This is a genomic window from Thalassoglobus neptunius, from assembly GCF_007859735.1.
GTDB classification, from domain to species: Bacteria; Planctomycetota; Planctomycetia; order Planctomycetales; family Planctomycetaceae; genus Thalassoglobus; species Thalassoglobus neptunius.
Genome location: NZ_SIHI01000001.1, coordinates 2198115 through 2211577 on the forward strand (window position 1 = coordinate 2198115; position 13463 = coordinate 2211577).

Consider the following 13463-nt stretch of genomic DNA (forward strand, 5'->3'; position numbering starts at 1 on the left):
TCCGGACCGTTCGTCGACGATAGGTTGATCATAACCGGCTCCCAATCAAAAACGCGAACAGAATCTCTTCCGCAACAGCTTGATCAGTGAGATTTTCGAATTGTTGAGGTTGCGGTTCTGCTCTTCGTGGCTGCTACTGCTGTCGCCAGAAGCGGGGCGTTAACAAGACCAGAATAGCGAATAGCTCAAGCCGGCCGAGCAACATCAGCATGGTCAGAAGGCATTTTCCCTGTTGCGAAAAGTTCGCGAAATTCTCCGTGGGGCCAATCACTCCAAAACCGGGGCCGACATTGTTGAGTGTTGCGGCGACGGCAGAACCGCAGTCGAGAAGTTTCTCCGCGATCCCATGGTCTCCGTGAGTTTCCCAGAGATCGTCCGGTTCGATGGTAATCAGAAGGAACCAGCTTCCCAGAAAAATTACCAGCACCATGCAAAAGTATACGACGACATCGTGGCGAATCCGTTCTTCGACAACGATGCCTCCCAGCCGAAGTGGGCGAACGACATTAGGTCGATACGCTTTTTCGATCTCGAGGATGAAGATCTTGCCGAGCAAAACCCAGCGAATGACTTTGATTCCCCCCGCCGTCGAGCCAGCACATCCTCCGACAAACATCAACACGAACAGGAGACCTTTGGCGAATTCACTCCAGTTGGAAAAGTCTTCCGTGCCGAATCCGGTTGTCGTGATGATGGAGACTGTGGCGAACAAGCTGTGCCGCAAAGCCACAAACAGATTGGCGTAATAGCCGTTGACCATGAGGCTGATGGTCAGAAGGCAAGTGACCACCAGAATGATTAACAGATACGCGCGCAGTTCCGCATCGCTCGTTAAATGTTTCAGCCGCTTGGTCCAGCTGTCTTTGTGATGCCGTCGGAAGACGAGGTAATACAGCGAGAAGTTCACACCAGCGAGCAACATAAAGATGATGATGATGAACTCAACCGGCCCTCCATTGTAAAACCCGACGCTGGAGTTGTGAGTGCTGAATCCTCCGGTCGCCATTGTCCCGAAGGTGTGACAGAGTGCTTCGTACAGTGAGACCCCGCACGACATCAGCAAAACGGTTTCGATTCCGCTGAAGACGACGTAAATCGTCCACATGACAATCGCAGATTCCTGAACTCGCGGTCGAACAGACTCAGTGATCGGTCCGGGGACTTCGCGTTTCAGCATCGCTTTCCCCCCTGCCCCGAGTTGTCCGAGGATCGCTACGAAGAGAACGATGATTCCCATCCCGCCGAGCCAGTGAGTGAAGCATCGCCAGAACATCACGCAGCGAGGAATCACTTCGGGATCTTCGAGCTCAGTCAGAAGAGAGGCCCCGGTTGTCGTAAAACCCGAGACCGACTCGAAGAACGCATCGATGGGAGTCATCTTGACGCCAGGTGCTCGCTCGCTTCCGGAAAACAGAAACGGCAGTGCTCCGAGGATTCCCGCGAGAATCCAACCCATCCCGACAGTGGCGAATGCTTCTTTCCTGAGGATCGAAGACTTGCTCTGGTGTCCCCAGGCGTACAAGGCCCCGCTGACTGCGAGGCTGCAAAGCATCGCAAAGACCAGTCCCCAAAACCCGCGAGCTTCGAAGGTTTCGACTTGTCCGAGTGCAGGGAATGCCCACGGCAGGCTGAAGGCCATGGATGCCCCCACGAGCAGTCCCAGCAGTCCAAGCATCCGTGCAACAATAGGCCAGTTCATACAAATTCGTCGTTGTAGAGTAGTGTGTGACCTGTGACGCAATGGGTCGACACAATGAATGCAGCGTAAGTGTCGAGATTGAAGATTGCGAGCGTTTCAAGGAATCTGTGAACAGCCCGAAGTCAGTCGTTACTCCCAGCTTCCCGTTTGTGATGCAGCTTAAGTTCCAGCCCGAAGGAAGATCGTGAGGCTGTAAACAACCACTCCGACCACAATCACTGTTCCAAAATTCAACAGCCAGCGGGCAGTGGCGGGCTTCTTCAACGCGATGATTTGAGCAATGACACAGACGACAACGACGAGCGAAAGCTTGAAGTAAAGCATCCCCTGAACAGGCCCCCAGCGATGCAGGAAAAACTCTGCGATGGGATTCGATTCTCGAAACTTCCCCGTTGAGAGAAGGAGATAAGTCATCAGAAAATCGAGCACGTTCACCAGAATGAACATCGCGGTTTCGGCTTCGAGTGGAAGATGGCCAATGAGCAGATCAGACCATGATCGTTCTGCTTCGTGCTCACCTTCTTCCGAAACAGCGTCAGCATTCTCGGAATCCTGGTTCATAGCTGTCCTGCTGTGAATGATCGAAATGTCTCAATGCGTCTGAATTCAATCCTGTGGGATCGATCGCCAGACGGGGAGGAATTGACTCGGAGAATGATTTCCCAACCCGATTGGGCACGGTCATTGTAAAGAGATTCGACTCTGATTCCGAGGCGACGCACGGGAAATCAGAACGGCATCAACATCCGCTATTCACTCTGATAGCGAATCGGGTCGGTGAGCCCAGCTTCCTGAAATCCGCGTTGTCGAAGTTGGCACGAGTCGCAATGTCCGCAGCTCACACCTTCAGGAGATGGATCGTAGCAGCTGTGAGTTAAGGAATAGTCGACACCGAGTTCGATGCCACGTTTGATGATTTGAGACTTTGTGAGGTGAATCAGCGGGCTATGAATTTGAAACGTTCCTTCTCCATCGACGCCCGCTTTCGTGGCGAGGTTGGCTGTCTTTTGGAACTGTTCAATGAACTCCGGTCGACAGTCGGGATATCCGCTGTAGTCGACAGCATTGACGCCGATGAAAATGTCGAAGGCGCTCAAGACTTCTGACCAGGCAAGTGCAAGTGACAGAAAGACGGTGTTTCGGGCGGGGACATAGGTTGAAGGAATTCCATCGGACATGGAGTCCTCATCGCGATCCTTGGGAACATCGATATTGTCCGTGAGCGAAGAGCCCCCGAACTTTCTTAAATCGATGGGAATCGTGATGTGTTCAGCGACGCCGAAGTGTTCTCCCACGCGATGGGCTGCCTCCAGTTCGAATCGGTGTCGCTGACCGTAATCGAATGAAAGTGCGTAACAGGTGAACCCTTCGTCCTTCGCGATCGCGAAGGCTGTGGCGGAATCAAGTCCGCCGCTGAGCAAGACGACTGCCGGTCGGTTTTGGCGCGTGATTGAATTCATCGGTCTTAATCGATCGTTGTCGTAGCGGGATGGAAACCGGTGGTGCTGGTCGAGACCCTGTAAAGTCCGGTTCCGACGGTGATGTAGAGCGACGTTTGATCTTCGTCGATGCCGAAGCAGCAATTTGTGGGAAGTTCGGGAGTGGGAAGAAATTCCAGTTCTTCTCCTTCCGGTGAGAAGACGGCAATTCCGAATCGATCTTCGCTGCGCACAGCTGCGAAGACGTTCCCGTTTGCGTCGACAGTCATGCCATCAATTCCCGTTTGATCACCGAAATCTCGGAGCACACGTCGATTGGTTACCGTACCATCTTCTCGGAGATCAAATGCATTGAACGTCATCCGCGGCGGAGATGCAGGCTCGTGATCTTCGGATTGCCCAGTCGATCCATTGTCTGTTTCCGCAACGTACAGTGTTTTCCCATCGGGAGAGAGAACGACTCCGTTCGGTTTCGAAATCCCTGTCTTCAATCGCGTCAATTGTTTCGTCTCCGGGTTAAGCCGAAAAACACTCATGTGATCAAGCTCCAACTTTTCCGGACCGACATACCGCGGATCACTGAAGAAAATGGAACCATCGGGATGAATGACGAGGTCGTTCGGGGAATTGAATCGTTTCCCGTCGAATTTCGAGACCAGTGGTTGAACGTTCCCGTCTTCCTGGATTTGACAGAGCGCGATCTTTCCTCCGTTCGCGCCACAGCAGGCGATGAGTGTGCCCGACCGGTCGAACATGAGCCCGTTGCTTTGACCACTGTCCGAACAGAAAACGTCCGTCGTGCCTGATTTTGGATCAAACCGCATGATCTTTCCGGGACGATCGGTTCTTGCAATATCGCTGAAGTAGATGCGGCCGTCGGGTCCGACAGCAACTCCTTCGGTGAACTCTCCGTCGTTCCAGAGACGTTCGAGTTTGGCGTCAGATGCGAAGATTGGTTGCGATTGTGAAGAGGGATTGTCAGCCGCAGAAGCAGCGAAATTCCCCACGATCAGCATCAGAATGAACCCGAGTCCGGTTGTTGTCGTGACTTCCGATTTCATCTGCGGTTTCCTTCGAGAACGTCAATTCTTATTGAGATCACAATTCGTATCTATTGATCAACTTCTTTATTGACCAATCTGAACAACACCGCGTCCGGAAAACTTGCCAGCGAGAATTTCATCGACTGCATTCGGGAGTTCATCGAAAGTCAGTGGGACTTTGAGTTGATCAAGGTGATCCAGCTTCCAGTCGCTGGCGAGTTTGTTCCAGATTTCCACTCGCAAGTCATCGGGACACCATGCGGAATCGATTCCGGAAAGCGTCACGCCTCTGAGGATGAACGGATAGACCGTTAACGGGAGTTCCGCGCCGCCTGTGACTCCGCAACACGCGACGCACCCTCGATGGTGGGTTTTCTTGATGAGCGTCGCGAGAGTTTCTCCTCCGACGGTATCAACTCCGGCTGCGAATTCGCCTTTCAGGAGAGGTCGCTTTTCTGGGCTCAGTAGTTCACGACCGGAAATTTCCTTCGCGCCCAGCGATTTCAACCAGTCATGTTTTTCCGTCTTTCCGGTGACTGCATGCACATGAAAACCCAATTTCGACAACAACGCAACGGACAGGCTTCCCACTCCTCCAGTTGCTCCGGTGACGACAACGGGGCCCTGCTCCGGGAGGATGTTGTGATCAAGAAGCGCGCTCACGCACTGAGCAGCTGTGAATCCCGCAGTCCCCAGAATCATGCTTTCTTCCGGCGTCATCCCGTCAGGCAGCGGAACAAGCCAGTCGCCCGGGCAGATCAACTTCTCCGACCATCCGCCCCAGCGTTCGACTCCCAACTCGTGACCGGTTGCAATGACCGCATCACCCGGCTGAAACCGATCGTGTTGACTCTCAACAACAACTCCGACCGAATCGATGCCCGGCACGTGAGGAAAATTTTTCACAATTCCCGGATGACCGGTGGCTGCCATCGCATCTTTGTAATTGAGTGAAGACAGCCTCACCTCGAGCAAGACGTCCCCTTCTTTGAGAGGCCCGAGCTTTGTCGTTGCGACAGATGCATTGACGGTTTTGTCAGTTCGATTGACGAGATAGCAACTCGTCGTTCGCTCCTGCATGTTGTCTCCAGTGGGTCAAGAATTCGCTGAGCGTTGCAGTGACCCATGATAGTCACGGAGCGAGGATTTTTCACGGACTGGGTTGTGGGAGGATTGAACGCAGTGAGGATTGTTCTCGGGGAGGATTGTTCCGTGAGACGGGTTTGATCGCCTCGAGACGGAATCCTCGCACAGCGGCAGGCCCAGACATTGCGATTCATTGATGTAATCGTCAATTTCGCAGATTTCAGAATCGCGTGCGGGCCTGTTGGGTTTGACGTTCGTCAATTGATCCACTCAACTGTGCAGGAAACATCGAACAGATTCGATGCGAGACGGTCACGACGGAGCAAGTTGCTTTCGTTTGTCCGCTCGCCTGAAACGTTGACTCGTGCCATTGGCTGTGTTTGCTCGTAGATGTCGAAGCAGACTCACACGAAAGATGCTCGAGTACCACTCATGAGGAATTCTTCTTGGATCCCCTGCTCATTCTCGCCATCGGTATTGTCACCATTCTGGGTCTCATTCTGATCCTGAAAGTCAATGCGTTTCTCGCGTTGATCGTTTCAGCGATTGTTGTCAGTCTGCTTTCTCCGGGAGCTGTCGAAGACAAGATTTCTCGCGTTGCTGATTCCTTCGGAAGCGCAGCTGGGAATATCGCCATCGTGATTGGGTTAGCTGCCATCATCGGTGAGTGCATGATGGTCTCCGGAGCTGCCGATCGAATTGTTCAGGCGTTTCTCGGCTGGCTCGGCGAAAAGCGGGCGTCGTGGGCGCTGATGGGAAGCGGATTTGTGCTTTCCGTTCCCGTCTTCTTTGATACGGTCTTTTACTTGCTGGTCCCGTTGGCCCGTTCGTTGTTCCGCAGAACGAACAAGAACTATCTGCTCTACATCCTCGCCATTGCAGCGGGTGGAGCGATTACGCACACCCTCGTCCCGCCGACGCCGGGGCCGCTCGTCATGGCGACGACTTTGGGAATTGACATCGGTACGATGATTCTTGTCGGAGCGATGGTCGCGCTTCCGGCTGCCATTGCTGGATTGGCGATTTCGGCCTGGCTCAACAAGATGATCGACATTCCATTTCGGGATGATCATGTTGTCGGGACAGAAGATGATGTTCCCGAAGTCCCCAAAACGACTCCTCCGTTGTGGCTGTCGCTGTTGCCGGTCGTCCTGCCCGTGGCCCTGATCTCTGCAAATACTGCACTCGATACGTTGGCGAACGCGGAACACACTCCCCAATTGCAGGTCGCTGATATCAGTGATTGGCCAGCGTTTGAGGCGGCATTGGTCGGACCCGGTGCCACTCCTGCTGCTCAGCGGATCGCAAGCGTCTTGCCGGAAAGCGTCCGAGAGCTCTTCGAGGAACCGAACCTCGATGAGGAACAGAAGCAGAGCGTGATTACTGCATTCAACGATGTGCTCGTTCAGAAGAGCCCCATGCTTTATGACAATCAAGCTTTTGATGAAGTGATCGACAAGAGTTGGAAGATTGATGAAGCGCTCAACGCGGACGGAGTTTCAGAGCAGCAAGCGATTGAACTGGAACGAGAGGCACTCGTCAGTTCTCTTTCGCAAACTGATCTCGATGCAATGAAAGTCCACGAACGTGAGCGATTCAATCGGCTGCTTTTGGAAGTCACCTTCCCGAAACTGATTCGTCCGCACGACTGGAATACTCCATTGCGACAGGCAGCGAATGTTTCGAAGCTGTTCGGAAATGCGAATCTCGCTTTGTTGTTCTCCACGATTATCGCAATGTGGATTGTCTTCCGACAGAAGAAGCCAACACTGAAAGCAATGTCCGAAACAGTGGAACTGGCCCTGATGAGCGGAGGAACGATTATTCTGATCACTGCCGCCGGGGGAGCGTTTGGGGCGATGCTCAAGATCGCAGGAATCGGCGATGCAATCAAAGAGATGTTCACCAACGGCGACGTCACTTCTTCGTCGACCGGGATGGCATTCCTGATTCTCGGTTATTCACTGGCCGCGTTGCTGAAGGTCGCTCAGGGTTCGAGTACGACGGCGATGATCGTCGGATCCGGAATGCTGGCGTCGATGATCAGCGGTGTCGAACTTGGGTTTCATCCCGTTTATCTCGCGACCTCGATTGGTGCAGGATCGTTGATGGGCAGCTGGATGAACGATTCCGGATTCTGGATCTTCACGAAGATGGGGCGACTCACGGAGTCCGAAAGTCTTCGGTCCTGGACTCCGATGCTGGCCGTTCTCAGCTTGGTGAGTTTCGCGACAACGATCCTGCTCTCGAAATTCCTTCCCTTGCTTCCGGCTGCATAAAAAAACGGACCTCCTCAATGACCGATTGAGGAGGTCCATCTATTTTTCAGGTCGGGCGACGGCTCGTTTGTTACTGCCGTTTTCCGTAGACGACCACTTGATTCAAGTGGAGAATCCCCTTCCCGTCCAATCCGATTTTCACGTATTGGCCAGTGGTTCCCGGTGGCAGGTCGACGACGTAATTTTCAGCCGGTTTGGATGACTTCCAGACTTGCTTCCAGTTTTCTCCATCATCGGAAATCCACACAGCCAGATCGCGTGCCCGTTCGTAGAACTGCGGGTTGCGTCGATTCTGAATTTCGATGTGACGAATTTCGGAAGGTGCCGCAAGCTGAATCCCGATCGCCGGGTCTTTTGTTGCACTGTTTGGCGAATGGAATGCGAACTCGCGGTTGCCTGGATCGACGGCACTCAGCACCAGATGGGCATATTGAGACCAATGATCGGGAAAGCCCTCGCCGAGTTGGAGGAGTGCATCCCGGGAGATCTCTTCGAAGTCGCCATGCCGTCTGAGATCCCCAACGTCGGCGAGTCCGGTTTCGATCCATCCATCGTCCCGGATCACGAAACCGGTTTGATCTGACAGAAACTCAATCAGGTCGAGGAATTCACCGGGAGCGATCGTTCGGACGAGACCTTCAGGCATCGAACTCGCTTTCATATCGCGGCGTGCATCGATGTCCTCTTTGGCAATGACTTCCTGCTTCCCTTTTCCGTCGTCAGTTGCGACTCCGAGGGTCAAGCTGTCATCGGTTTCCGCGAGAATGAATCCGTTCAGAACTTTCCCTTCGACGGTTGCGATCTGAACCGTTTCGTAACCTTTGGCGATCTTGTCGTTCGGGTACAGGATGTGAGTGATCAACTCTTCGCGGGAATAGCGTGCACCGATTCCGTCGAGTCGAGGCCCGAATTGTTTCCCGAGATCTCCAAGCTGATGACAGGCCGAACAGACACGTTCGAAGACAACTTGCCCCTGATTCGCTTTCCCTCCACGGATCGATGCCAGCGTTTGAATCGCTCGCTGTTGCTGTCGACGAGAGGCTTCGGAGTCTTGAGCGATCGCAAGCGGACGAATTGCTTTGCCGCCCGGAGTCGCTGCGAGAATGAAGTCTTCGAAGTACTTTCTGGCGGCATCGCTCGAATTGGCCAGCGGAGATTGCTCACCCTGCAGCGAGTCCGCAAATGGAGCCAGTGCTTGAAGCGTATGTTCCAGCGTATATTCGATCCAGTAGTCAAGCGGTTGATCAACGACTTGCAGTGAAACAGCGAGAGCTTCCGGAGTTTGAACGAAGCTGAGCGCTCGAACTCCTTCCAGTCGCACTCGCGGATGGGGATCACGAACAGCTGTTTTGAAGATCTCGAATGCGTTGTCGTAGCGGGCAATTTCGTTCGCAACTGCATGCACTACTGCAGAGCGGGCATGGAAGTCGTCCGCCTTCATGAGTCGATTGACGAGAGCCGGATCGAGTTGACGGAAGCTTTCCTGAATCCAGAGTGCCTCGCAGAGTTTTTCTTCGGTTCGATCTTCCTTGAGCCAGTCATTGACTGCTTTCAGGACTTCCTGTTCATCGCGAGCACGTAACTCTCGACGAGCACGATAGCGAGTACGGAGTTCGTAAGCGGTCAACTGGTTGAGAAGTTCCGGAATGGTCGCATCGCTTTGAAGGGCCGGTTCGATCAACGGCGTGTCGGTGTGAACCAATCGATAGATTCGGCCATGTTCATGATCGCGGTTCGGGTCCCGTTGGGAGTACTGCATGTGCCCGATCAAGGCATTGCACCAGTCTCCAAAGCAGAGTGCTCCATCGGGACCAATTTGAGGATCAACCGGGCGGAAGAAGTTGTCTGTTGAATCGAGAAGGTCGTCGACACGTTTCCCGTCGTAGCCAGCCGTCCCAGCTTGATCGTGAAGCGTAAATCGAGGCATTCCGTGCATGTTGATCACGCAGGCGTAAATGAATTGCCCCTGCACGTCATTCGGGAAATGTCGACTGAATAGGAACTCGTTCCCCACAGCTGGCCGCATTCCTTCGTTATTAAAAGCGGGTTGCAGCGTTCGTCGAGAGGAGACGGGGTATCCCGACAGGGGACTCGTCCAGTGCTGTTGAGCGTTCGTTCCATCTCCAATGATTCCCATTCCCCAGCGATCAAAAACCATGCACCAAGGGTTGCCGTATCCGGGAGTTCGGAAGTGACGGAACTTCCAGCTCTTGGGATCGAGGATGTAAGAACCGGAAGGTCCTTTATTTCGAAACGGTCCCCAGGGTGTTTCGAGAGTTGTCGACATCGACACACCTTCCTGCATGTAGAGCAGTCCGCCGTGAGACCATTCCCAGGCACCCATGGCGTGATGAGTATCGTCGGTCGCGATGCCGTCGAGAACTTGAGTCACTTCGTCGGCGACATCATCTCCGTCAGTGTCTCGAAGAAAGAGAATGCGCGGTTCATCGACGACGAGAACTCCGTCTTCGTAGAACTCAAAGCCGGTCGGGCAAATCAGCTGATCGTAAAAGGTCTTGCAGACATCGGCGCGGCCATCATTGTCGGTATCTTCAAGGATCAAAAGTTTGTCGCCGGGGCGGGCTGAGCCGGGAAGCCACTGCGGATAATTGATCATGCAGGAAACCCACAAGCGGCCCTTGCTGTCGAAGGTCATCTGGTTCGGGTTTGCCAGCTCCGGAAACTCTCGCTCGGAAGCAAAGAGTTTGACCTCAAAGCCTTCCGGAACACTCATCTGAGAAATGGATTCTTCAGGGGAGGGGTATTCGAGAGTCTTGGGCTCTCGCAATTTCCGAAACCCTTCGTCCCGCGTTCCGAACATCGTTTCCGGAATGAAGACTTCTCCCGTTGTGGAATCGTCCGGTTGAGGAGGGACCTCCTTGCCTGCGATCAGGTCCCAGATGTACTGATCCCGGACAGCGACCATGTTGCGGATCTTGGCATATTCTCCGGGAAATGTTTCGGTGTCCCAGGTTCTTCGGCCTCCGTACACATACCAGCCATTGAGCATGCGGTAGTCTTGCAGGTGCAGCCACGATTTGTCGTTGACCACTTTTCGTAGCTGTTCGTACCCGGCCGAACCGACGTTGATTGGATCGGCTTCAGGAAAGAGTTGCTGGTCGAGAATTGTTCCGAGGAGTTGGTCTCCTTCCTCGTTGTGATGAATCCCATTGATCGTGAATTGGGCACCCGGTTCCTGGCCGAATTCGTCAAGTGTTGGGGAGAACAGATCGAGGAACGGGGCGTCGATTTCTTGAGCGAGTTCCCGAACCGCATCGCTGTACAGTTTCAGAACGCGGTTGTTCTCTTCGCCATCAGGCAATAGCGGATTGTTGGTTGATTCAAAGGCCATTGGGCTGACAAGAATAAATCGAGCGGGCCGGTCTGGCTTCGAGTGCGTTTGTTTGGTCTGTTCGAACCAGTTCCGATACTGGTCCTGAAACTTCGCAATCGCCTCTGGGGAATCACCGGCGAAATGCTCGTTGAAGCCGAAGAAGCAGATGAAAAGTTCCGGCCCGAAAACTTCGATCGGCGTGTCAATTTTCGTGTAGTTGTCAGGTCGTTGTTGGAGGCCCACTTCATCGGCAGGCCATCCGAAGTTGCGAATGACCAGTTGTTTCTCGGGAAAACGCGTGTGAAGCATCGTCTCGAAGTGGCCGAACAAATTCATTCGCTCGGCAAGCGATCCGCCCATCAATGCGATGCGCTCGTTGTCGCGGAATTCAAAATTCTCAGGAGGGGCAGCTTGGTTTTCCGCCGGAAGGAGACAGAGCGTCGTCAGCAAGAAAATGAAGACTTTCATGGTGGGCATGTGGAAATCCTTGAAGTGGGGTGGGTGTGTTAATCGACCCGGTTCAGGGGGCAGGGGAGAGCGAGTTCGCGGATCGACCATGCTCTGTTGGGCGTTCGTCCCCGACCGGTCGATGAATGTTTGATTGGTGGACATCCGGGCAGTCTGTCTCTTCACGCTTCCTTCGGAAAGAGTACCGAGTCGCGGCTGAGACAGCATGTAGGTGCCACGGGAATCCGTCAGTGTTGCACCTGAAATCATGAATCAAGAGTCGTCGGTTTTCAACGGATCCGGGATCGCCGTCGTCCCAGTCCGCACGTTGCCGATGTTCAACAGATGCCGAATGTCTGTGAGGGTTTCGCTGTGTCAGCCGTTGGAGAACCTGGTCCCCCAACGGTCACAATCGATACAGTGAGGATGTTGGAAAGAAACGGAAGCGGCACAACCGGTACATTCAGTAATCCCTTCTTGTCTTTGCCAGGCTCGCGACATTCACTGCCCTTTCAATTTTCCCTGCTTTCTCGTTGGTCGATCATCTCTCTATCACTCAACACTTTCCACTGTCATGCAGGTCAACACATGGCGGTGAGAAGTATTCCCACTCACCTTTCCTTTTACCTTACGGACACTGGCACTCAGTCCGGAAAGGTCCCAGCGAGGAGTCAGGAAGATGCTCGTTCTTTCACGCCACCGAGATGAAAGCATTATGATCGGCGATGATGTCGTCGTTACGATTGTGGACATTCGTGGGGACAAAGTCCGCCTTGGAATTCAAGCCCCTACAGAGATCCCTGTGCATCGGCAGGAAGTTTATGAAGCCATTCAACGTGAGAAGAACCCGAACAGTCAAGCGACATCGGCAAAGTCGACAGCCTGACGGTCGTCGGTTTTCCGTTCACGATAGAGGCGTTGCCGTGTCCCCTCACGCGGCAACGCCTTTTCCCATTTTCCCTTCCAAGTCGGGCAGAAAAGTCTTGTCATGATCTGGTTCATTGTCGGATGTATTGCCCCGGCATTCTTGATTTCGTTCGTCGTGACCCGAATCGTTCAACGCTACGCCGAAACGTGGGGCCTTGTCGATCAGCCTGCTGCCCGGAAAGTGCATGTCACGCCGACTCCACTGGGAGGCGGGATCGCGATCTATTTCGGGTTTCTGCTTCCGATTCTCGCTGCTCAGATCTTTGCAGCTGCCGCGATTCAAGGCTTGATTCCCAGCGACTGGATTCCGGAGTTGCTCAGAGCGCATTTCGAAGGAATCCAGTACCGGGCTCCGCAATTTTGGACGCTGATGGCGGGGGGAACTGTGCTTGCCGTGATGGGATTGGTCGACGATCGGTTCGGTCTCTCATGGAAGATTCGTTTGGTCGTTCAATTTCTGGTTGCGGGAATGCTGGTGCTCACCGGGACATCCGCGACGATTTTTGTGTCAGTCCCCTGGTTCGGGATGCTGGTGAGCGTGGTGTGGATCGTGGTGCTGATCAACTCGCTCAATTTTCTCGATAATATGGACGGCTTAAGCGCCGGGATCGGGCTGATTGCGTCGCTGATGTTTGCGTCTGTGATGTTGAGCGGAACGAGTGAGCCGCGTTGGCTGGTCGGTGGGGCACTCCTCGTCTTAAGTGGATCGCTGGGAGGATTTCTTGTTTTTAACTGGCCGCCCGCCTCGATCTTCATGGGAGATGCGGGAAGCACATTTCTCGGGATGATGCTCGCCAGCCTCACGCTTCTGGGGACGTTTTACGATAGTGGTGTCTCGCAAACACATGTGATTCTGGCTCCGTTGTGCATCCTTGCGGTTCCGCTCTACGACTTCACATCTGTCATGCTGATTCGCCTCAGTCAGGGCAGAAGTCCGTTTCAGCCGGACAAAAGCCACTTTTCTCACCGATTGACAGGCATCGGCCTGAGCAGAACGAACGCGGTTCTCACGGTTCATTTCGCCACGCTCACAACCGGGCTGGGAGCATTGTTGCTGTATCACGTTGATGACTGGAGTGGAGCGATGCTCGTCATCGCCCTGGTTTTGTGTACGCTCGTGATCGTTTCTATTCTGGAAATGGCGGCGGGACGCGCCAACAATCAGGAGAAGCCAAACCCACCCGCTCCGTCTCAGCACAACTGACAAGG

At 53.8% G+C, this 13463-nt stretch carries 9 protein-coding genes; 3 read left to right on the plus strand and 6 right to left on the minus strand.

Going from position 1 to position 13463, the window contains the following annotated elements; genetic code table 11:
- Window positions 1-133: 133 nt before the first annotated feature.
- The 5 genes from KOR42_RS08680 to KOR42_RS08700 all read right to left on the minus strand — a co-directional run bounded on the left by KOR42_RS08680 (window position 134) and on the right by KOR42_RS08700 (window position 5261).
- On the minus strand, window positions 134-1699 hold the full coding sequence (locus tag KOR42_RS08680; RefSeq protein ID WP_146508864.1) for a TrkH family potassium uptake protein: 1566 nt from the start codon (window positions 1697-1699) through the stop codon (window positions 134-136).
- 159 nt (window positions 1700-1858) lie between these two features.
- Window positions 1859-2260, minus strand: coding sequence for a DUF5658 family protein (locus KOR42_RS08685; RefSeq protein WP_231740799.1), 402 nt, complete (start codon window positions 2258-2260; stop codon window positions 1859-1861).
- Between the two features lie 188 nt (window positions 2261-2448).
- Complete coding sequence (gene queC / locus KOR42_RS08690) at window positions 2449-3159, minus strand: 7-cyano-7-deazaguanine synthase QueC (RefSeq protein WP_146508866.1); 711 nt, start codon at window positions 3157-3159, stop codon at window positions 2449-2451.
- A 5-nt stretch (window positions 3160-3164) separates the two neighbouring features.
- Entirely contained in the window at window positions 3165-4199 is a 1035-nt protein-coding gene (locus tag KOR42_RS08695) for an SMP-30/gluconolactonase/LRE family protein (protein WP_146508868.1), read from the minus strand.
- A 66-nt stretch (window positions 4200-4265) separates the two neighbouring features.
- Window positions 4266-5261 carry an oxidoreductase gene (locus KOR42_RS08700; protein WP_146508869.1) on the minus strand — a complete coding sequence of 332 codons (996 nt, stop codon included), beginning with the start codon at window positions 5259-5261 and terminating at the stop codon, window positions 4266-4268.
- Window positions 5262-5713: 452 nt separating this feature from the next.
- Between KOR42_RS08700 and KOR42_RS08705 the strand changes: the two genes are divergently transcribed.
- Window positions 5714-7546 carry a GntP family permease gene (locus KOR42_RS08705; protein WP_146508871.1) on the plus strand — a complete coding sequence of 611 codons (1833 nt, stop codon included), beginning with the start codon at window positions 5714-5716 and terminating at the stop codon, window positions 7544-7546.
- Window positions 7547-7616: 70 nt separating this feature from the next.
- Here the strand turns inward: KOR42_RS08705 and KOR42_RS08710 are convergent, their stop codons facing one another.
- Window positions 7617-11357 carry a PVC-type heme-binding CxxCH protein gene (locus KOR42_RS08710; protein ID WP_197440992.1) on the minus strand — a complete coding sequence of 1247 codons (3741 nt, stop codon included), beginning with the start codon at window positions 11355-11357 and terminating at the stop codon, window positions 7617-7619.
- 649 nt (window positions 11358-12006) lie between these two features.
- On the opposite strand from KOR42_RS08710, the gene csrA reads away from it, so the two are divergent.
- Both csrA and KOR42_RS08720 read left to right on the plus strand, forming a co-directional pair.
- A complete protein-coding gene (gene csrA, locus KOR42_RS08715) occupies window positions 12007-12213 on the plus strand; it encodes a carbon storage regulator CsrA (protein WP_146508873.1) in 207 nt (68 codons plus the stop codon).
- 102 nt (window positions 12214-12315) lie between these two features.
- A complete protein-coding gene (locus KOR42_RS08720; protein ID WP_197440993.1) occupies window positions 12316-13458 on the plus strand; it encodes an MraY family glycosyltransferase in 1143 nt (380 codons plus the stop codon).
- Window positions 13459-13463: the final 5 nt, after the last annotated feature.